The organism is Paenirhizobium selenitireducens ATCC BAA-1503 (genome assembly GCF_000518785.1).
In the GTDB taxonomy this organism is placed as follows: Bacteria; Pseudomonadota; Alphaproteobacteria; order Rhizobiales; family Rhizobiaceae; genus Allorhizobium; species Allorhizobium selenitireducens.
In genome coordinates this window covers 90,851-110,179 of sequence record NZ_KI912496.1, presented here as the reverse complement: position 1 = coordinate 110,179, position 19,329 = coordinate 90,851, and the positions used below count along the sequence as shown (strand labels likewise).

General features: G+C 64.0%; 19 protein-coding genes and 1 pseudogene. 13 read left to right on the top strand and 7 right to left on the bottom strand.

Translation table 11 applies throughout. The features are described 5' to 3' along the window. From L867_RS26265 to L867_RS26260, 5 genes and pseudogenes are all read left to right on the top strand, one after another. Positions 1-357 (top strand): annotated as a pseudogene (locus L867_RS26265) (methyl-accepting chemotaxis protein); the annotation flags it as partial. Further along, complete coding sequence (locus L867_RS0124090) at positions 357-839, top strand: chemotaxis protein CheW (RefSeq protein WP_028739219.1); 483 nt, start codon at positions 357-359, stop codon at positions 837-839. The pseudogene L867_RS26265 and the gene L867_RS0124090, both read left to right, overlap by 1 nt. An 18-nt stretch (positions 840-857) precedes the next feature. Then, positions 858-1,709, top strand: coding sequence for a CheR family methyltransferase (locus L867_RS0124085; RefSeq protein ID WP_028739218.1), 852 nt, complete (start codon positions 858-860; stop codon positions 1,707-1,709). Positions 1,710-1,718: 9 nt separating this feature from the next. Then, positions 1,719-2,801 carry a protein-glutamate methylesterase/protein-glutamine glutaminase gene (locus tag L867_RS0124080; protein WP_028739217.1) on the top strand — a complete coding sequence of 361 codons (1,083 nt, stop codon included), beginning with the start codon at positions 1,719-1,721 and terminating at the stop codon, positions 2,799-2,801. Between the two features lie 127 nt (positions 2,802-2,928). Then, a complete protein-coding gene (locus tag L867_RS26260; protein WP_051439199.1) occupies positions 2,929-3,642 on the top strand; it encodes a ParA family protein in 714 nt (237 codons plus the stop codon). A 54-nt stretch (positions 3,643-3,696) separates the two neighbouring features. Here the strand turns inward: L867_RS26260 and L867_RS0124070 are convergent, their stop codons facing one another. The 5 genes from L867_RS0124070 to ytfQ all read right to left on the bottom strand — a co-directional run bounded on the left by L867_RS0124070 (position 3,697) and on the right by ytfQ (position 9,029). Beyond that, on the bottom strand, positions 3,697-4,461 hold the full coding sequence (locus tag L867_RS0124070) for a FadR/GntR family transcriptional regulator (RefSeq protein ID WP_028739216.1): 765 nt from the start codon (positions 4,459-4,461) through the stop codon (positions 3,697-3,699). Continuing rightward, the gene (gene yjfF / locus L867_RS0124065; RefSeq protein WP_028739215.1) at positions 4,454-5,440 is read right to left on the bottom strand and encodes a galactofuranose ABC transporter, permease protein YjfF; all 987 of its coding nucleotides are present in this window, start codon (positions 5,438-5,440) and stop codon (positions 4,454-4,456) included. The genes L867_RS0124070 and yjfF overlap by 8 nt, the downstream gene beginning before the upstream one ends. After that, positions 5,437-6,444 carry an ABC transporter permease gene (locus L867_RS26255; protein ID WP_037174438.1) on the bottom strand — a complete coding sequence of 336 codons (1,008 nt, stop codon included), beginning with the start codon at positions 6,442-6,444 and terminating at the stop codon, positions 5,437-5,439. The genes yjfF and L867_RS26255 overlap by 4 nt, the downstream gene beginning before the upstream one ends. After that, on the bottom strand, positions 6,441-7,970 hold the full coding sequence (locus L867_RS0124055; protein WP_028739214.1) for a sugar ABC transporter ATP-binding protein: 1,530 nt from the start codon (positions 7,968-7,970) through the stop codon (positions 6,441-6,443). The genes L867_RS26255 and L867_RS0124055 overlap by 4 nt, the downstream gene beginning before the upstream one ends. Positions 7,971-8,066: 96 nt before the next feature. Continuing rightward, on the bottom strand, positions 8,067-9,029 hold the full coding sequence (gene ytfQ, locus L867_RS0124050; RefSeq protein WP_028739213.1) for a galactofuranose ABC transporter, galactofuranose-binding protein YtfQ: 963 nt from the start codon (positions 9,027-9,029) through the stop codon (positions 8,067-8,069). Positions 9,030-9,234: 205 nt separating this feature from the next. On the opposite strand from ytfQ, the gene L867_RS0124045 reads away from it, so the two are divergent. From L867_RS0124045 to L867_RS0124035, 3 genes are all read left to right on the top strand, one after another. Beyond that, complete coding sequence (locus L867_RS0124045; protein ID WP_028739212.1) at positions 9,235-9,441, top strand: hypothetical protein; 207 nt, start codon at positions 9,235-9,237, stop codon at positions 9,439-9,441. Positions 9,442-9,637: 196 nt separating this feature from the next. Then, positions 9,638-10,798, top strand: a complete 1,161-nt coding sequence (locus L867_RS0124040) for a CaiB/BaiF CoA transferase family protein (RefSeq protein WP_028739211.1) — start codon at positions 9,638-9,640, stop codon at positions 10,796-10,798. Then, entirely contained in the window at positions 10,795-11,934 is a 1,140-nt protein-coding gene (locus L867_RS0124035) for an extracellular solute-binding protein (RefSeq protein WP_028739210.1), read from the top strand. Before L867_RS0124040 ends, L867_RS0124035 begins: the two co-directional genes overlap by 4 nt. A gap of 30 nt (positions 11,935-11,964) precedes the next feature. On the opposite strand, the gene L867_RS0124030 is transcribed toward L867_RS0124035, so the two are convergent. Continuing rightward, positions 11,965-12,798, bottom strand: a complete 834-nt coding sequence (locus L867_RS0124030) for an amidohydrolase family protein (RefSeq protein ID WP_028739209.1) — start codon at positions 12,796-12,798, stop codon at positions 11,965-11,967. 73 nt (positions 12,799-12,871) lie between these two features. Next, positions 12,872-13,663, bottom strand: coding sequence for an IclR family transcriptional regulator (locus L867_RS0124025; protein ID WP_028739208.1), 792 nt, complete (start codon positions 13,661-13,663; stop codon positions 12,872-12,874). Between the two features lie 152 nt (positions 13,664-13,815). Between L867_RS0124025 and L867_RS0124020 the strand changes: the two genes are divergently transcribed. The 5 genes from L867_RS0124020 (at position 13,816) to L867_RS0124000 (ending at position 19,329) form a co-directional block, all read left to right on the top strand. Next, positions 13,816-15,132 (top strand): type 2 periplasmic-binding domain-containing protein, encoded by a 1,317-nt coding sequence (locus L867_RS0124020; RefSeq protein WP_028739207.1) that lies wholly within the window; start codon positions 13,816-13,818, stop codon positions 15,130-15,132. Between the two features lie 218 nt (positions 15,133-15,350). Next, positions 15,351-16,247 carry a carbohydrate ABC transporter permease gene (locus tag L867_RS0124015; protein ID WP_028739206.1) on the top strand — a complete coding sequence of 299 codons (897 nt, stop codon included), beginning with the start codon at positions 15,351-15,353 and terminating at the stop codon, positions 16,245-16,247. A 1-nt stretch (position 16,248) separates the two neighbouring features. Beyond that, positions 16,249-17,115, top strand: coding sequence for a carbohydrate ABC transporter permease (locus tag L867_RS0124010; RefSeq protein WP_037174435.1), 867 nt, complete (start codon positions 16,249-16,251; stop codon positions 17,113-17,115). Positions 17,116-17,118: 3 nt separating this feature from the next. Beyond that, a complete protein-coding gene (locus L867_RS0124005) occupies positions 17,119-18,216 on the top strand; it encodes an ABC transporter ATP-binding protein (RefSeq protein ID WP_028739204.1) in 1,098 nt (365 codons plus the stop codon). Between the two features lie 3 nt (positions 18,217-18,219). After that, positions 18,220-19,329 carry a mandelate racemase/muconate lactonizing enzyme family protein gene (locus L867_RS0124000; RefSeq protein ID WP_028739203.1) on the top strand — a complete coding sequence of 370 codons (1,110 nt, stop codon included), beginning with the start codon at positions 18,220-18,222 and terminating at the stop codon, positions 19,327-19,329.

The window sequence follows — 19,329 nt, the reverse complement described above, 5'->3', positions numbered from 1 at the left end:
GAGCAGGACATCGGGGCTGCCCAGATCAACGAGGCGATCCAGCAGCTCGACAAGGTGACCCAGCAGAATGCCGGCGCCTCGGAAGAAATGTCGGCGACCTCGGAAGAACTGGCCGCCCAGGCGGAAGAGCTGCAGAGCTCGATCGCCTTCTTCAAGGTCGACAATGTCGCCCGCGGCATTCAGCCGAAACCGGCTGCAGGCGCCCGCCCCGCCCCCGTCGCCAAGGCGCCGGTTCGCCCGGTCCAGAAGGCTTCGAGCAGCGTTGCCGCCCAGCAGGCGCGGGTCAAGGGCTTCGCTCTCGACCTCAGCATGGGTGGTCCCGACGCAACCGACAGCGAATTCAAGGAGAGCGCATGATGGCCAGCATGTCGGATGAAGCCCAGTTTGTGACTTTCGCGCTCGGCAAGGAAGTCTTTGCCGTTCCGGTCCAGGTGGTGCGCGAAATTCTCGACTATGAGGATCTCTTCCGCATTCCCAACGGACCGGACTATCTGCTCGGACTGCGCGACGTGCGCGGCCAGGGCGTGCCGACCATCGATCTGAGGCTCAAGCTCGGTCTTCCCAAGACCGAGCCTACACCGAACACCCGCGTCCTGGTGCTCGACATCCCGCTCGAATCCCGCACGCTCTCGCTCGGCATGGTCGCCGACCGGGTGTTCGAGGTCATCCCGTTCCGCAAAAGCCAGATCGAGGCCGCCCCGGAGATCGGCGTTCGCTGGAGTTCGGACTACATTGCCGGCGTCGTCCGCCGCGATGAAGGCTTCGTCGTGATCGTCGATCTCGCCCGGCTTCTGTCGAGCGGCGATACCGCCCTGCTCTCCGCCCGTAACGCCGCCTGACCTGACTGGAATCCTTGCATGTCTGCAGTCGCCACCGTTGCCTGCGTCGAAGACCATATCAGCAAACGCAACTTCGATCAGCTCGCGCGCTTCATCTATGACTACAGCGGCATCAAGATGCCGCCGACCAAGATGACCATGCTGGAAGGTCGGCTGCGTCGCCGCTTGCGGGCGACCGGAATTTCCAGCTTCGATGACTATTGCGACTACCTGTTCAAGCATGATGGGCTTGAACAGGAAAAGGTCTTCCTGATCGACGCCGTCACCACCAACAAGACGGACTTCTTCCGCGAGCCGAACCACTTCAACTACCTGCGGGATCACGCCCTGCCGAAACTGGCCGCCAGGGACCTGCGCCGTTTCCGCATCTGGAGTTCGGCATGCTCGACCGGTGCCGAACCCTACACCATCTCCATGGTGCTCGACGATTTCACCGGCGGCAACCCGCAGCAGGACTATGCGATCCTGGCGACCGACCTCAGCACCGACGTTCTGCAGACCGCACGCCGCGGCATCTACAGCGCCGACATGGTCGCCCCCGTTCCGCCGGAACTGCGCGAGCGTTATGTCATGACGCCGCTCGATGCGCACCGTCGCGAGGTCCGCATCCATCCCGCTCTCCGCTCCAAGGTGGGCTTCGCCCGCCTCAACCTGATGGATCCGAGCTATGGCATCGGCGACCCCATGCACATCATCTTCTGCCGCAATGTGCTGATCTACTTCGACAAGCCGACGCAGCACCGCGTCCTCTCCCGCCTCATCGATTGCCTGGTGCCGGGGGGCTATCTGTTCATCGGGCATTCCGAGACGGTATCGGGCTTCGACCTTCCGATCCGCCAGGTGGCCAACACCGTCTTCGAAAAGGTCTGACGCAGATTGATGGCCAAGAGAGTCCGAGTCCTCATCATCGATGATTCCGCCAGCGTCCGGCAGACACTGAGCCGCGTTCTCGAGGCCGATCCGGACATCGAGGTCATCGGCACCGCATCGGACCCGTTCATGGCCGCCCGCAAGATCCAGGAGGAGATCCCGGACGTCATCACCCTCGACGTCGAGATGCCGCGCATGGACGGCATCACCTTCCTGCGCAAGCTCATGGCGCAACGCCCCATTCCGGTCGTGATGTGCTCGTCGCTCACGGAACAGGGATCGGAAACGCTGCTGCAGGCTCTCGAAGCTGGCGCCGTCGACGTGATCCTGAAGCCGAAGATCGGCGCTGCCGATCACCTGGCGGAAGCCGGCATGCGGATCTGCGAGGTGGTCAAAAGCGCGGCGCACGCCCGCGTCATCGGCCGGGCCAGGCGCAGCGCCGCGATGAGCGGTCCCTCGGCAAAGCTGACCGCGGATGCGGTCCTGCCGCCGCCCACCGGCCGGGCTATGGCCAAGACCACGGAAATGGTGATTTGCGTCGGCGCATCGACCGGCGGGACGGAAGCGTTGCGCGACTTTCTCGAACACCTTCCGGCCAATGCCCCCGGCATCGTCATCGTCCAGCACATGCCGGAGAAGTTCACCGCCGCCTTCGCCAAGCGGCTGAACACGCTGTGCGAGATGGAGGTCAAGGAGGCCGTCGACGGTGATCCCGTCTTGCGTGGCCACGTGCTGATCGCCCCCGGCGACCACCACATACTGCTGGAACGGCAGGGTGCGCGCTACCATGTCTCCGTGCGCTCCGGGCCGCTGGTGTCAAGGCACCGGCCGTCCGTCGACGTGCTGTTCCGATCGGCGGCACGGGCCGCCGGGGCGAATGCCATGGGCGTCATCATGACCGGCATGGGCGATGACGGCGCGCGCGGCATGGCCGAAATGCACGACGCCGGCGCCTATACCATCGCCCAGGACGAGGCGACTTCCGTCGTCTACGGCATGCCCAAGGAGGCCGTGGCCCGCGGCGGCGTCGACAAGATCGTACCGCTCGACCAGATCGCCCACGAGATACTCGCGGCGGACCGCCGGCGCTAGTGGTCACCGGCCGACAATTCGCGGGCGCCCTTCAATATCCGTTAACCATAAATCGCCGAACATCGGGGTCGAGAAAGCACCCGTCTTGGGCGGGCTGCGATTCGTCCTGACACCCGGAGTATCGACAATGCCGGTCATCACCTTTGCCAATACCAAGGGCGGCGCGGGAAAGACCACCGCGGTTCTCCTGCTGGCGACCGAGCTCGAGCAGATGGGCTTCCGGGTCACCGTGCTCGATGCCGATCCGCAGTACTGGATCACCCGCTGGCGCGAGAATTCCGCGGACAAGACGACGGTCAAGGTCATCCCCTATGTCACCCTGGCCTCGCTCGAAAAACACATCCAGGAAAGCCGCAGCGAAGCCGACTATGTGCTGATCGACCTGCCGGGTGCCCGCACGCCGCTGCTCGCCAAGGCGATCGGCTATTCGAACCACGTGCTGATCCCGATCCAGGGCTGTTCGATGGATGCCCAGGGCGGCGCGCATGTGATCGAGCTGATGCAGTATCTGGCCGACAAGGGCAACATCCACATCCCGTTCTCGGTCGTCCTCACCCGCGTCAACTCGATGGTCACGACGCGCGCCCTGCAGACGGTCAAGGCCTTGCTGGCCGAGCGCCGTGTCAACGTAATGGATACGCCGATCATCGAGCGATCCGCCTTCCGCGACGTGTTCGACTGCGGCGGCACGCTTCACACGCTCACCGCCGGCCGCGTCAGCAATCTGGAAAAGGCTCGGGAAAACGCGCGCGCCTTCGCCGATGAAGTGCTGATGCACGAGGCGTTGCGCTGCCGCAGGCTGCAACTCGGCAAGGCCGGAGCACTACGCGCGGTCGCCTGACCGGCGATCGGATCGCACCTCGCAGGGCACGGCCGGAACGTGTTTGGCCCTGCGTCAACGGGCGCCTGGTGAAGGTGCCCCGGCCATGCGGGCCTGTGTGCTGGAAAAATCGACCGCGATCGCCTCGATCAGACACGCCTCGGCCTCGGCGACCTTGCCGGCTTCCACCGACTGCACCAAGTTGCGCCGCTTGACGACGGCCGTCTCGTAGAAGCTGTCGTCATCGCGCCCCTCCCCTTCCGGCATCGCTGCCGCGAGGGTGAATTCGGTGACGCCGAGGGCGGCGCGCAGCATCGGGTTCTGTGCAGCATCCGCCAGCACGCGATGCAGTTCGAGGGTGGCGAGCGCGAAGGAATCGGCCATGCCGCGCGACACGCTCATCTGCTGGAGCCAGTAGTAGAGCATGCGGATATGATCGGCGGTGCGAAGCTTCGCCGCCAGCCGCACGGTTTCCAGCTCGAGCAGCCGCCGCACGTCGAAAAGATAGCCGACGAAGACGGGATCGAGCCCCGCTTCGAAATGCCAGAGCAGCACCTGCTGGTCGAACAGCGCCCAGCGGCTTCTCGGCGAGACACGTGTCCCGACCTTCGGCCGTGCCTCGACCAGGCCCTTGGCTTCGAGGGTCTTCAGCGCCTCGCGCAACACGGTTCTGGACACGCCGTACATGTCCATGAGTTCGGCGTCGCGCGGCAGGATGGAACCCACGGGAAAGCGGCCGGAGACGATGCCGGCCCCGATCTCGTTGATGATGAAGGAATGAAAATTGGCTGCAGCCGACCGCCCGGAGCGCGCGCGGATCAGACTGCCAGGTTCACTCATGTTTCAACTTCCAAAAACCCCTTGCGCGCACCGAAGATGCTGAAAAGACCAGCCGCTGCAATACGATGAAGACGAACAGCAATGCGCCGATGACGATCTTCGTCCACCAGCTGGACAGCGTCCCGTCGAAGATGATGTAGGTCTGCACCAGCCCCTGCAGCATGACGCCGATGAAGGTTCCGAACACGAAGCCGTAGCCACCGGTCAGCAGTGTGCCGCCGATCACCACCGCGCCGATCGCATCGAGCTCCACGCCGACCGCCGCCAGTGGATAGCCGGCCGACGTATACAGCGAAAAAACAATGCCCGCGAGACCCGACAGGACGGCCGACAGCGTATAGATCAGGATGGTGGTGCGCGCCACCGGCACGCCCATCAGCTGGGCGGACGTGGCATTGCCGCCGAGCGCGTAGACATAGGAGCCGAAGCGCGTGCGGTGTGCCAGCAACGCGCCGGCGATGAAGACGAGGATCATCAGGCCGCCGATGAGGCTGATGCGCCCCCCGCCGGGCATCAGGAAATAGGTCGACGAGACGGTCGTGTAGAATTCGTGGGTGACCGGGATCGAATCCTGGGTGATGACGGAGGCAACGCCGCGCGCGAGGAACATGCCGGCGAGCGTCACGATGAAGGATGGCACCTGCAGATAGTGGACCGCCGCCCCCATCGCGGCACCGAAGGCGGCGGAGATCGCCAGCACGACGGCAAAGGCCACGAGCGGATGGAAGCCGTACCAGGACACCAGCACCGCGATCATCACGCCGGTGAAACCGATCACCGCGCCGACCGAAAGATCGATGCCTCCCGCCAGGATGACGAAGGTCATCCCGACCGCGGCAATACCGAGAAAGGCGTTGTCGGTGAGGAAATTGCCCAGCACGCGCGTCGAGAACATGCCGGGATATTGCAGGACGCTGGCCGCATAGGCGAGCGCGAAGATCACGGCGGTGGCCATAAGGGGTCTGAGACTGCGGTTCATGAAGATTTTCCCGAAAGGAGGCGGCTGTTGCGCCGAGCCTCGATGAGCCTGCCTGCGAGCGGAGACTGCATCAGGAGGATGAGAATGATGACGCCGGCCTTGACCACGAGGTTGAATTCCGGCGGGAAGCCGGAGACCAGGATACCCGTGTTCATCGCCTGGATGATGATCGCGCCCATGACCGACATGGCGATCGAGAAGCGTCCGCCGAGCAGCGACGTACCGCCGATGACCACGGCCAGGATGGCGTCGAGCTCGAGCCACAGCCCGGCATTGTTGGCGTCGGCGCCGCGAATGTCGCCGGCGATGATGATGCCGGATATCCCGGCGCAGAACCCCGAGAAGGTGTAGATCGACACCAGCAGCAGGCGGCTGCGAATGCCCGCCAGGCTGGCCGCCACGCGGTTGACGCCGACAGCTTCGATGAACAGCCCGATCGCAGTCGAGCGTACGGCCACGACGCTGGCGATCAAGAGCACCGCCGCGATGATGACCGGCATGGGCATGCCGAGGAAGGAACCGGTGCCGATGAAGATCAGCGCAGGGTCCGAAAAGGTGACGATCGAGCCCTCGGTAATGAGCTGCGCAATGCCGCGCCCCGCCACCATCAACACCAGTGTGGCGACGATTGGCTGGATGGCGAAATAGGTGACGAGGATGCCGTTCCACAGCCCGCAGGCGAGGGCTGCGGCAAGCGCCGTCGGCACCGCCACATAGGTCGGATAGCCTTCCGTCACCATGGTTGCCGCCACAGCGCCGGCAATGGCCATCACTGCCCCGACGGAAAGATCGACCCCCTTGGTGGCGATGACCGCGGTCATGCCGATGGCGAGAATGGCAACCGGCACGCCGCGATTGAGAACGTCGATCACGCTGCCGAACAGCCGGCCGTCCTGCCAGGTGATGTCGAAGAAACCCGGAAACAGCAGCCAGTTGATGAACAGCACGCCGAGCAGCGCAATGGTCTGCGGATTGAGTGCCCGCGTCAGGCGCATGGACCTCATGCGGTTTCTCCCTCGGGTTGGGCCGCGATTGCCTGGACGATGACGGAAGGCGTGATCTCGTCGCCGCGCAGCTCCGCGACCATTTCCCGGTCGCGCATGACGACAACGCGTGAGGAATAGGCGACGATCTCGTCGAGTTCGGATGAAATGACCATCAGCGCCAGGCCGTCTTCGCGCAGCCGGCTGATGGTGCGCACGATCTCGGCATGGGCGCCGACGTCGATGCCCCGGGTCGGCTCGTCGAGGATGAGGAAGGACGGATCCGTCGCCAGCCAGCGGGCGAGGATGACCTTCTGCTGGTTGCCGCCGGAGAGAAGCTTCACCGGCATGTCATAGGAATGGGCACGAATATCGAGATCCTCGGCGAACTTGCCGGCGATCTCCATCTGTTCGTCGCGATTAAGCGTGCGGAACCAGCCGAGCTTGCCCTGAAGGGCTATGATGATGTTTTCCCTCACCGACAGGTCGCCGAGGATGCCTTCGGCCTTGCGGTCCTCGGGGCAGAAGCCGAAGCCATGAGCAATCGCCTGCGCGGGGCTCTTCAGGTCGACCCGCTTCTTGTCGACGCGGATTTCGCCGCTGTCGGTCTGGTCGATGCCGAACATCACGCGTGCCATTTCCGTTCGTCCCGAGCCCAGCAGTCCGGCCACGCCGACCACCTCGCCCTTGTGGATCCGCACGGAGAAAGGCTTCACCTTGCCGACCTTGCCGCAAGCGTCGAACTCGACCATGGGAGGACCGGCTTCCCGTTCCTCTATGCCGGTGACGGCCGGTACGAAGGTCACGTCCTTGCCGAGCATCATGCGCACGACGTCGGTCCGCGTCAGACCGGCGAGCGGTCGGGTTCCGATGAGCTTGCCGTTTCTGAGGATCGTCACCCGGTCGGAGATTGCGAAGACCTGGTCGAGGAAATGGGTGATGAAGACGATGGCCAGACCTTCGGCCTTGAGCGTGGCGATCACTTCGAACAGCCTGTCGACCTCCTGCTTGTCGAGGCTGGCGGTCGGCTCGTCGAGAACGAGGACCTTGCCGGACAGTTCGACGGCCCGACAGATGGCGACGATCTGCTGGACGGCGACGGAGTAGCTGCCGAGTTCGGCCTCCACGTCGATGTCGAGACCGTAGCGCGCGAGCAGGACTCGGGCGTTGCGCGCGATCAGCGATTTGCGGACGAAGCCGAAGCGCGTCGGCTGGTGCCCGAGATAGAGATTTTCCGCCACCGAACGGTTGGGCAGGAGATTGACCTCCTGGTAGACGGTGCCGATGCCATAGGACTGCGCGTCGAGCGGATCGCGAAACTGCACGCGTTCCCCGTCGAGCATCACATCGCCCGCGTCGGGCTGATAGGCTCCGGTCAAGATCTTGATGAGCGTCGATTTGCCGGCGCCGTTTTCCCCCAGAAGCGCATGGACTTCACCGGACCTCAGCCCGAAGTTCACGTCGTTCAGCGCGCGGTTCTGGCCGAAAATCTTGCTGACGCCTCGCGCCTCCAGCACGAATTCCGTGCCCGAGCCTTCATTGTCCATATGCTCCCCTCCGCTGATCGCGATATTTCGCCGTCCCACAACGCAATGCAAGGGGGTCGCCGGCAATGCCGGCGGCCCCCTCTCTGCTGCGTGCGGTCAGTAACCGAGACCCTTGCGGGCTTCGTACTCGCCTTGGGGATTGTCGGCCGGCGTGTAGAGCTTGGACTCGGTGATGATGAACTTCTCCGGAGCCTTGCCGTCCTTGAGATAGGCTTCGAGCGCGTCGAAGGCCGGGCCTGCCATGTTCGGCGTCAGCTCGACCGTGGCATTCGCCTCGCCGGCGGCCATGGCCGAGAAGATGTCCGGAACGGCGTCGATCGAAACGACGAGGATGTCCGAGCCGGGCTTCAGGCCGGCATCCTTGATCGCCTGGATGGCGCCGACCGCCATGTCGTCGTTATGGGCATAGACGGCGCAGATGTCCTTGCCGCCGCTTTCGGCCTTGATGAAGCCTTCCATGACTTCCTTGCCCTTGGCGCGGGTGAAGTCGCCGGTCTGGCTGCGAACGATCGAGATGTTCGCCTTGCCGGCAATGGCCTCTTCGAAGCCCTTCTTGCGGTTGATCGCCGGCGTGGAGCCGACGGTGCCCTGAAGTTCGACGACCTTGCAGTCCTTGTCCTTGACGCTGTCGACCAGGAAGCGCCCGGCAACCCGGCCTTCCTCGACCTGATCGGATGCGACCGAGGTCAGGTAGAGGTCTTCGGCGGCATCGACGCCACGGTCGAGCAGGATGACCGGGATCTTGGCGTCCTTGGCTTCGCCGAGAACGGCATCCCAACCGGTAGCGACGACGGGCGCCACCAGGATGGCGTCAACGCCCTGGGCGATGAAGCCGCGGATCGCCTTGATCTGGTTTTCCTGCTTCTGCTGCGCATCGGCGAATTTCAGGTCGATGCCGCGCTTTTCGGCTTCCATCTTGGTGACGGAGGTTTCCGCGGCGCGCCAGCCGGATTCGGAACCGATCTGCGAGAAGCCGACGGTCAGCCCTGCCGCGAGCGCCGTTGAAGACAACATCGCGGTCATGCCCGCAACAAGTGCGAGCCTGGATAGAATAGACATTGATTTCCTCCCAAATGAGCCGCTCCCGCCCTCCGCAGGTCCGGCATGAAGGGACGCTACCAATAGTACTATTATATGTAAATATTCATACCAAAAACGTGTATATGCAGTGCACGGCAATTTAAAATTGCAAATGTTTATCGACTGTCGCTCCGGCCCATATCCGCTATAAAGCTCGACACCAAGAGCGACCAGGAGAGCAGCCGTGGAAACCACCGAGATCAGCAACCGTAGCGACTTTGCCCTGTGGGCGATCCAGCGCGCCCAGGAGATCGTGACGATCGAAGGGGCCGCCTTCGCCATGGCGGCGCGGGACATGAACGAGGAAGCGCTGGCGACCTCGGCTGCAGAACTCGGGCAGGCCATTGCCGACGCCATGCTCGAAGTCTTCGACGGATTGCTCGCCGACTAGTCCTCTTCCGACACCCGACATTCTCACCCGACTTTCTCAATTGAACGCCCGCGGCGCCAGTCGCGGTGTCGGCACACTTTACGCTTGAATTGACCACCCATATGTGAAAGAAAAATTCAAATAAGAATTCAGACCCTCATGCGCTCGGGAATGCGCGGGGTCCGCCGCGAGACGGCGCCATGGGAGGATATGAGACATGCAGGAAGAAGGCGGCCTGCCGCTTGAAGGTCTGACGGTGGTCGACATGAGCCAGTTTCTGTCGGGCCCCTATTGTTCGCTGCGGCTGCTGGACCTCGGCGCCAGAGTGATCAAGATCGAGCGTCCGGACGGCGGCGACCTGTCCCGCCGGCTTTATCTGAGCGACACGGAAGTCGGCGGCGACTCGACCATCTTCCATGCGATCAACCGGGGCAAAGAGAGCCTCGGCATCGACCTGAAGAACCCCGACGACCTCGCCTTCCTGCGCAGGCTTCTGGCGCGCGCCGACGTGCTGATCCAGAATTTCCGCCCCGGCGTCATCGAGCGGCTCGGACTGGACTATGACGCGGTGAAAGCCATCAATCCGAAGATCGTCTACGCCTCGATCAGCGGCTACGGCGAAGAAGGCCCCTGGGTCATGCGCCCTGGCCAGGACCTGCTGGCGCAGGCCCGCTCGGGGGTGATGTGGCTAAACGGCGACGACGGCGAGGGCCCGGTGCCGCTCGGCCTGTCGATCGCCGACATGCTGGCCGGCGCCAATGCCTGCCAGGGCATTCTGGCCGCCCTCGTTCGCCAGGGCATTTCCGGCAGGGGCGCGCATGTGCAGACGAGCCTGCTGGAAAGCCTGGTCGACCTGCAGTTCGAACTGCTGACCACGCATCTGAACGACGGCCGGCGGCTGCCGCAGCGATCGACCTTCCGCAATGCCAATGCCTACCTGTCCGCGCCTTACGGCGTCTATCCCACAGCCGACGGCTATCTGGCGATCGCGATGACCCCGATCGGCCGTCTTCAGGACCTGCTCGGCATTGAGGCGCTTGCGCCATTCCGCGACGATGCCAAGTCCTGGTTTACCCGGCGCGACGACATCAAGAGGATCATCGCAGACCACATCGCCACCGACACCGTCGACCACTGGCTGTCGATCCTCGAACCGGCCGACATCTGGTGCTCCAAGGTCCTCGACTGGCCGGAACTGCTCGACAGCGAGGGCTTCAAGCTGCTGGACATGCTGCAGACCGTGACCCGCGAGGACGATGTCTCGATCGGCACCACCCGCTGTCCGGTTCGGGTCAATGGCGAACGGCCGAAGGGCGGCCGCGCCGCGCCGCTGGTTGGCGAGCACACGGCCCGGATCAGGGCGGAGTTTGCCCAATGAGCCAGCTTCGCCTGAAGGGCATGACCTGGAGCCATCCGCGCGGCTATGACCCGATGGTCGCCTGCTCGGCCGACTGGCTTGAAAAGACGGGCGTCGAGATCGAATGGGACAAACGCTCGCTGCAGGATTTCGAGAGCTTCCCCGTCGAAGAACTGGCGCGACAGTATGACCTGATCGTCATCGACCACCCGCATGTCGGCCAGATCACAGCGGAAGGCTGCCTCGCTCCGCTCGACCTGCCCGAACGCGCCGCGGCCTTCGCCGACCTCGCGGCAGGCTCGGTTGGCGCATCCTTCCCGAGCTACAACTGGCAAGGGCGGCAATGGGCCTTTCCGATCGACGCGGCGACCCAGGTTCTGGCCTATCGACCCGACCTGATCGCCATCGCTCCGACCCGCTGGGACGAGGTGGTGGATCTGGCGCGCGCCGGGCTTGTCCTGCTGCCGCTTCGCCCCCCGCATTCGCTGATGACCTTGTTCACGCTGACCGGCAATCTCGGCCACCCTTGCGCGGTCGAAAGGGACAGGCCCTTCGTCGATACGGAAGCCGCGACCTTGGCGCTCGAAATGATCCGGGAGCTTGCCGCCCTGATCGATCCGGCCTGCCTGACCATGGACCCGATCGCCGTGCTGGACCGGATGGGCGAGCGCCATTCGCCGATTGCTGTGTCCCCGCTGATCTACGGCTATGTCAGTTACTCACTGGACGGATTCCGCGACCGCCGCATCGCCTTCACCAACATGGCGGTGGCCGGTAAAGGCGGCCGCGTCGGCTCGGCGCTCGGCGGCACCGGCATTGCGGTGTCAGCCCTGTCCAAGGAGCGCGAGGCGGCGATCGACTTTGCCTACTGGATTGCCGGCGGAGCGGTTCAGTCCGACCGCTACTGGCGCTCCGGCGGACAGCCCGGCCACGCCGCGGGATGGGAAAATGCGGAGGCGAATGCGGCCACGCTCGACTTCTATCGCGCCACGCGGGCGACCCTCGAAGGGGCCTGGCTGCGTCCCCGGCACAACGGCTACATGCCCTTCCAAGAGGCGGCCTCGCATATCGTCAATGACGCCGTGACCGGCGCGATCTCGCTGCGCACGGCAATCGATCGCCTCAACGACGGATTTCGGGCGAGCTTTCGCGACTAGCGAGTGGCGGGTGCTACCACGGAGTCAGCCTCAAATCTTCCAGAGCGCCCGGGCATTGCCCGAGAGAACGCGGCTTCGTTCCTCCAGGCTCACGCCCGACAGCAGCGCATGCGTGGCGCCGATCCAGGTGGAAAGCCCGCCGCCCAGCGTGCAGACCGGCCAGTCGCTGCCCCAGACCATGCGGGAAAAGCCGAAGCTTTCCGCCACTTGGGCGAAATAGGGCTTCAGGTCTTCAAGCGTCCAGTTCTCTGTGCCATAGGCCGGCAGTCCGGAGAGTTTGACCGTGACATTGGGGCGTCGGGCAATCTCGGCGATCGGCTCCTTCCACAGATCGAACCCGCCGCCCTTGACGTCGGGCACGCCGCAATGGTCGAGCACGAAGGAGACATCCGGCGCCAGATCGGCGAGCGCCATCGCCTTGCCGAGCTGATGCGGCAGGACGCAGAGGTCGAAGGTCAGGCCGGTGCCGGCAAGACGTTTGATGTTCTCGCGAAACAGCGGCCCCTCGGACAGATCGTCCGGCATCACGTGCAGCACGCGACGAAAGCCCTTCACAAACGGATTGGCGCGCGCACGCTCAAGATAGGCGGCGAAGTCCGGATCTTCCGGCCGGCAGGAGGCAATAGCGCCCGCCAGCAGACTGCCGCCTTGCCCGGCAAGTTCGGCGACGAAATCAGTCTCCCGCTCGATCTGGTCCGGCGCGACATCCACCTCCATGTGCAGAGCCGAGACGATGCCGAGCCGGCGCGCCTCGCGCTCATAGAGGTCATACGTGAAGTCGGCATCGAGCGGAGGCACGGACGAGAGCCAGGGATAGGCAAGCCGGCCGCGGTAGATCAGGTGCAGATGGGTGTCGACGATCATTGGGGCCTCCTCCTCGAAACCGGCGGAAAAGTGCCACAGAAGAACCGCCTATTCAAATACGAAATTGTAGATCTTACCGAACCTCGGTCGTGAAGTCCGAACCGGCCATTTCCGACAGCTTGCGCGTCGTCTCCCCCACCAGGTGAATGGTGTTGGTGATGTCGGGTGCGCCGGGTGCGTTGATCAGCGTGATATAGGGCACGGTCAGCGCCGCGATTGCCTTGCCGTCGGCGCCGAGCACCGGCGCCGAAAGGTTGATGACGCCCGCCGTCTGGGCGCTCGGCATCATCTCGTAGCCACGACTGCGGATCTGGTCGAGACGGGCCATGAATTCCGGCGTGACCTTGGCCTGGTCGCCGCTGCTGCCGAGGTTCTCGGCGATCATCATCTCGCGCTCTTCCTTGGTGCGGAAGGCGAGCAACACGTGGCCGGAACCGGTGTCGAACAGGCTGATCCGCGAGCCGACGCGGATCGAGATCCCCCAGTAGCCGGGCGCTTCCTGCTGGGCGATGACCACCGGATAACCCCGATCGAACACCACGAGCTGATTGGCCTGGCGGGAAGCTTCGGCGAGTTCCCGCATCAGCGGAATGGCAAAGGATGCGAGCCGGCGCACCGGGGCGTGCAGCTGGGCAAGGCCGAACAGCTTGAGCGTCAGCGCGAAACGGTCCCCGTCGATGCGGGTGACATAGCCGCGCTTCACCAGGCGGTCGAGCATGCGGTAGAATTCATTGGTGCTGCGATCCAGCCGCTTGGCGATTTCCGCCTGGGTCAGCCCGCCGTCCACCGCCGCCAGCAGTTCGAGAATATCCAGCCCCTTGTCGAGCGCCGGCGCGCGATAGCGGTCATTCTCGTCTTCGGTCACGGCGCGATCCCCTTCAGTGAAGCACTCCTTTCATATACGCAGAAATGAGCCCTCGCAATACTTTGCGCTTGACGCTAGATGAATAAATGGTTTGTATATGAATGAAGCTCTTATTGGTGAGAGCTGAGGCGCAAGCCACCTGGGAGGAGAAAATGCCAAAGCTTTTGACCGGCGTAGCAGCCGGCGCATTGATGTGTGCTTGGGCGGGAACGGTCGGCGCGGCCGATCTGCCTGGCAAGTTTGACGGCGTCACGATCGACGCCAAGCTGATCGGTGGACAGCAGTACGAAGCCCTCTACGCCCGCATCGCCGAATGGGAGAAGGCGACGGGCGCCAAGGTCAACGTCATTTCCAAGAAGAACCATTTCGAGCTCGACAAGGAGATCAAGTCGGACATCGCCACGGGAAGCATTTCCTGGTGCGTCGGGTCCAACCACTCCTCGTTCGCCCCGCAGTACCCGGACATCTACACCGACCTGTCGGCTCTCGTGCCGAAGGAAGAAGTCGACGCCTTCGTGCCGGCCAACATCAAGGCCTCGACGCTCGACGGCAAGCTGGTCATGCTGCCGCGCGCGCAGTTCGACGTGTCCGCCCTCTACTACCAGAAGAGCCTCTACCAGGACGAAGCCAAGAAGACCGCCTTCAAGGCCAAGTTCGGTTATGACCTCGCTCCGCCGGATACCTGGGCCCAGGTGACCGACCAGGCGACCTTCTTCTCCAGCCCGCCGGATTTCTACGGCACGCAGTTCGCCGGCAAGGAAGAGGCCATCAACGGTCGCTTCTATGAAATGGTCGTCGCCGAAGGCGGCGAATATCTCGACGCCGACGGCAAGCCCGCCTTCAACTCCGAAGCCGGCATTCGCGCCCTCGACTGGTTCGTCAATCTCTACAAGGCCAAGGCCGTTCCCGCCGGCACGACCAACTATCTCTGGGACGATCTCGGCCAGGGTTTTGCCTCCGGCACCATCGCGGTCAACCTCGACTGGCCTGGCTGGGCGACCTTCTTCAACGATCCGAAGTCGTCCAAGGTTGCCGGCAATGTCGGCGTGAAGGTCCAGCCGGCCGGTTCGTCCGGCAAGCGCACCGGCTGGTCCGGCCACCACGGCTTCTCGGTCACGGAAAGCTGCGCCAGCAAGGACGCCGCCGCCTCGCTCGTCTGGTTCCTCACCAACGAGGACAGCCAGAAGCTCGAGGCAGCCGCCGGCCCGCTGCCGACCCGCACCGCCGTCTGGGAATGGGATATCGCCGAAGCGGCGAACGATCCCTACAAGAAGGAAGTCCTGAGCGCCTTCCAGGAAGCCGCCCAGCACGCCTTCCCGGTTCCGCAGACCCCGTCGTGGATCGAGATCTCGAACGCCGTCTACCCGGAACTCCAGGCCGCCATCCTCGGCGACAAGACCTCCAAGGAAGCCCTCGACGCCGCGGCGCAGAAGGCAACCGAGATTCTCGAGGAAACGGGCGAGCTGTAAGGCAGAGTCCGCCCCTCATCCGCCTGCCGGCACCTTCTCCCCGTTCTGACGGGGAGAAGGTATATGCAGCACCCTTACCGCGAAACAGGCATCGTCGTGGTCGTCCCCTCTCCCCGCATGCGGGGAGAGGGTTAGGGTGAGGGGCATTTCGCAGCCCTTGCGGAGCACTCCGTGACCACGAAACAGATCAGACCAAAAGCATACAGGAGAGGCATTTCATGAAAGGCTGGAAAATCCCGGCACCCGTCCTGCTTCTGCTGCCCGCATTCGTCGTCCTGGCAGCCGTCGTCATCGTTCCTCTCCTGCTGTCGCTGTATTCGAGCTTCACCGCCTTCCGGCTGACGCAGCCGGCGTCGCTCTACACGCTGGTCGGCTTTCGCAACTACCAGCGGATTCTCACCGACTGGGAGTTCTGGACGGCCTTCGGACGCACGGTCCTGTTGCTCACCGTCGCGCTCAACGTCGAGATGCTGCTCGGCCTCGGCCTTGCCATGCTGGTCGAGAAGGCCTCGCGCGGACAGCGGGTGCTCAGGACCATCATGATGTTCCCCATGATGTTCTCGCCCATCCTCGTCGGCTTCCAGTTCAAGTTCATGTTCAACGACAATATCGGCCTGATCAACAATGCCCTGCAGTCGCTCGGCCTCACCGATCAGGCGATCCCGTGGCTGATCGACGGCAAGCTCGCCTTCTGGTCGATCCTGGTGGCCGAGATCTGGTCGTCCACTTCGGTCTTCGCCATCCTGATCCTCGCCGGCCTGCTCGCCATGCCGAAGGAACCGCTGGAGGCGGCCCGCGTCGACGGCTGCACGCCCTTCCAGACCTTTCGTTACGTCACCTGGCCCTTCATCATGCCCTTTGCCTATATCGCCATGACCATCCGCTCGCTCGACGTCGCCAGAGCCTACGACATCGTCAAGATCATGACGGATGGCGGCCCGGCCAAGCGCACCGAGCTTCTCTGGACGCTGGTCTCGCGCACCGCCTATTCCGACGCCCGCATGGGGCTCGCCAATGCCATGGCCTATTTCGCCATCCTCCTGTCGATCCTCTTCACCGTCTATTTCTACCGGAAGCTGGCGGCAGCCCGCACCCAGATCGCCGCGGAGTGGTGAGATGAACGAGAACTCGACCGCCCGCCTGAAATCGCTCGCCCTCTCGGCCGTGCACAAGATCACGCTGTTCGTGGCGATGACCATCATCTGCCTGCCGGGTCTCTGGATCGTGCTCTCCTCCTTCCGTCCGACGGTGGAGATCATGGCCAAGCCCCCGGTCTGGATCCCACAAGACCTGTCGCTCGACGCCTATGTCGCGATGTTCTCCGGCATCGGCCAGGGCGGCATTCCGGTCATCGAATATTTCCGCAACTCGCTGATCATCTCGGTCACCTCCACCGTGATCTCGCTGGCCATCGGCATGGCCGGCGGCTATGCCTTTGCCCGTTATCGCTTCAAGGCGAAGTCGGCGATCTTCCTCGGCCTGATGCTGACCCGCACAGTGCCCGGCATCGCGCTGTCGCTGCCGCTGTTCTTCGTCTATGCGCGGCTTGGCATCATCGACACCCATTTCGGCCTGATCCTCGTCTATGTGGCGCTCAACGTGCCCTTCACCATCTGGCTGATCGACGGCTTCTTCCGCCAGGTGCCGAAGGATCTCGCCGAAGCCGCCCAGATCGACGGCTGCACCCGCTGGCAGGCCTTCTGGCAGGTCGAGTTTCCGCTGGCCGGCCCCGGCATCGCATCGGCCGGCATCTTCGCCTTCCTCACCTCGTGGAACGAGTTCGCGCTCGCCTCACAGCTGACCCGTTCCGTCACCTCCAAGACCCTGCCGGTCGGCCTGCTCGACTATACCGCGGAATTCACCATCGACTGGCGCGGCATGTGCGCGCTCGCCGTGGTGATGATCATCCCGGCCCTCGTGCTCACCTTCATCGTGCAGAAGCATCTCGTTTCCGGCCTCACCTCCGGCGCAGTCAAAGGATAGACCATGGCAACCGTCACCCTCGAAAAGCTGGTCAAGCGCTATGGCGCCCTCGAAGTGGTCCACGGCATCGACCTCGAAGTCGCCGACCGCGAATTCATCGCGCTCGTCGGCCCGTCCGGCTGTGGCAAGTCGACGACGCTCCGCATGATCGCCGGGTTGGAGCCGATCTCCGGCGGCAACCTGAAGATTGGCGGCCGGATCGTCAATGACCTGCCGCCGCGGGCCCGCAACCTCGCCATGGTGTTCCAGTCCTATGCGCTCTATCCGCACATGACCGTGCGCGAGAACATGGGCTTTTCGCTGAAGATCGCCGGCATGAAGCCGGAGGAAATCGGCCCCCGTGTCGAGGAAGCGGCCCGCACCCTGGACCTGACGGCCCTTCTCGACCGCCGCCCCTCGCAGCTCTCCGGCGGCCAGCGCCAGCGTGTCGCCATGGGCCGCGCCATCGTGCGCGATCCGGAAGTCTTCCTCTTCGACGAGCCGCTGTCGAACCTCGACGCCAAGCTGCGCACCCAGATGCGCACCGAGATCAAGAAGCTGCACGCCAAGGTTCAGTCGACCGTCATCTACGTCACCCATGACCAGGTCGAGGCGATGACGCTCGCCGACCGCATCGTCATCATGCGCGACGGCTATATCGAGCAGGTCGGCTCGCCCGAGGAAGTGTTCCAGCGCCCCAATTCCAAATTCGTCGCCGGCTTCATCGGCTCGCCGCCGATGAATCTCAAGGATGCCGAGATTGCAGACGGCCGCATCGTCTTTGCCAATGGCGAGAGCCTGCCGCTGCCGAAGCAGTTCGCCGACCGCGTTTCCGCCGGCCGGAAGGTGACCTTTGGCCTGCGCCCCGACGATCTCTACCCGACCGGGCACGGCATCCATTCCGGCCACGAGACCGACGTCCATGTCCAGGACCTGAAGGTCAGCATCACCGAGCCGCTCGGCAACGAGACGCTGGTCTTCTCCGAATTCGGCGGCCACGAATGGGTCGGCCGCATGCTCAACCCACGCCCGCTGAAGATGGGCGAAATGCTGGGCTTCTGCTTCGACCTGTCCCAGGCGCATCTCTTCGACCGCGACAGCGGCAAGACCTTGAGGGGCTGAGCCATGGCACGGATCGAGCGCGTCGAACTGAGAATGGTCGACCTTCGCCCGAAGGTCGAGCGCACGGACGCCATCCAAAGCTTCGTCAGCCAGGAGACGCCGCTGGTCACGATCACCGACAGCGACGGCGCAACCGGCACCGGCTACAGCTACACGATCGGCACCGGCGGGTCGTCGGCGATGCGGCTTCTCGCTGACCATCTGGCGCCGCGCCTGATCGGCCGCGACGCGGACCAGATCGAGGCGATCTGGCACGAACTCGAATTCGCCACCCACGCCACGACCATCGGCGCGATCACCGCGATCGCGCTCGCCGCCATCGACACCGCGCTTTGGGACCTTCGCGCCCGCAAGCAGGGCCTGCCGCTGTGGAAGCTTGCCGGCGGCGCCAAGGATCGTTGCCCGCTCTATACCACCGAGGGCGGCTGGCTGCACCTGCCGGCCGAAGCGCTTGTCGAAGACGCGCTCGACGCCAAGGCCAAGGGCTTCCGCGGCTCGAAGGTCAAGATCGGCAAGCCGCATGGTTCGGAGGACTTTGCCCGGCTCTCCGCCGTGCGCAAGGCGGTCGGCGATGACTACGAGATCATGACGGACGCCAATCAGGGCTTTGCCGTCGACGAAGTGATCCGGAGGGCCGAGCGTCTGCGCGAGCTCGACCTTGCCTGGCTGGAGGAACCTTTGCCGGCCGACGACATCGACAGCCATGTGCGGCTCAACCGTTCGACTTCGACCCCGATCGCGGTCGGCGAGTCCCTTTATTCGATCCGCCATTTCCGCGAATATATGCAGAAGGGCGCCTGCTCCATCGTTCAGGTCGACGCCGGCCGGATCGGCGGTATCACGCCGTGGCTCAAGGTTGCCCATGCGGCAGAGGCCTTCGACATGCCGGTCTGCCCGCATTTCCTGATGGAACTGCATGTCAGCCTGACCTGTGCCGTGCAGAACGGAAAATATGTCGAATACATTCCCCAGCTCGACGACATCACCACGTCACGCCTGGTGATCGAGGACGGCCAGGCGCTGGCACCGACGACCCCCGGGCTCGGCATCGAATGGGACTGGGATGCGATCGAGGGCCGCCGGATTACGGAATTCGACCGGGACATCCGCTAA

Coding starts and splice junctions, on each gene's coding strand:
- L867_RS0124040 (WP_028739211.1), top strand. CDS start 9,638: ATGCAGGAAGAAGGCGGCCTGCCGCTTGAAGGTCTGACGGTGGTCGAC.
- L867_RS0124085 (WP_028739218.1), top strand. CDS start 858: ATGTCTGCAGTCGCCACCGTTGCCTGCGTCGAAGACCATATCAGCAAA.
- ytfQ (WP_028739213.1), bottom strand. CDS start 9,029: ATGTCTATTCTATCCAGGCTCGCACTTGTTGCGGGCATGACCGCGATG.
- L867_RS0124035 (WP_028739210.1), top strand. CDS start 10,795: ATGAGCCAGCTTCGCCTGAAGGGCATGACCTGGAGCCATCCGCGCGGC.
- L867_RS0124020 (WP_028739207.1), top strand. CDS start 13,816: ATGCCAAAGCTTTTGACCGGCGTAGCAGCCGGCGCATTGATGTGTGCT.
- L867_RS0124070 (WP_028739216.1), bottom strand. CDS start 4,461: ATGAGTGAACCTGGCAGTCTGATCCGCGCGCGCTCCGGGCGGTCGGCT.
- yjfF (WP_028739215.1), bottom strand. CDS start 5,440: ATGAACCGCAGTCTCAGACCCCTTATGGCCACCGCCGTGATCTTCGCG.
- L867_RS0124090 (WP_028739219.1), top strand. CDS start 357: ATGGCCAGCATGTCGGATGAAGCCCAGTTTGTGACTTTCGCGCTCGGC.
- L867_RS0124010 (WP_037174435.1), top strand. CDS start 16,249: ATGAACGAGAACTCGACCGCCCGCCTGAAATCGCTCGCCCTCTCGGCC.
- L867_RS0124080 (WP_028739217.1), top strand. CDS start 1,719: ATGGCCAAGAGAGTCCGAGTCCTCATCATCGATGATTCCGCCAGCGTC.
- L867_RS26255 (WP_037174438.1), bottom strand. CDS start 6,444: ATGAGGTCCATGCGCCTGACGCGGGCACTCAATCCGCAGACCATTGCG.
- L867_RS0124000 (WP_028739203.1), top strand. CDS start 18,220: ATGGCACGGATCGAGCGCGTCGAACTGAGAATGGTCGACCTTCGCCCG.
- L867_RS0124015 (WP_028739206.1), top strand. CDS start 15,351: ATGAAAGGCTGGAAAATCCCGGCACCCGTCCTGCTTCTGCTGCCCGCA.
- L867_RS0124055 (WP_028739214.1), bottom strand. CDS start 7,970: ATGGACAATGAAGGCTCGGGCACGGAATTCGTGCTGGAGGCGCGAGGC.
- L867_RS0124005 (WP_028739204.1), top strand. CDS start 17,119: ATGGCAACCGTCACCCTCGAAAAGCTGGTCAAGCGCTATGGCGCCCTC.
- L867_RS0124030 (WP_028739209.1), bottom strand. CDS start 12,798: ATGATCGTCGACACCCATCTGCACCTGATCTACCGCGGCCGGCTTGCC.
- L867_RS26260 (WP_051439199.1), top strand. CDS start 2,929: ATGCCGGTCATCACCTTTGCCAATACCAAGGGCGGCGCGGGAAAGACC.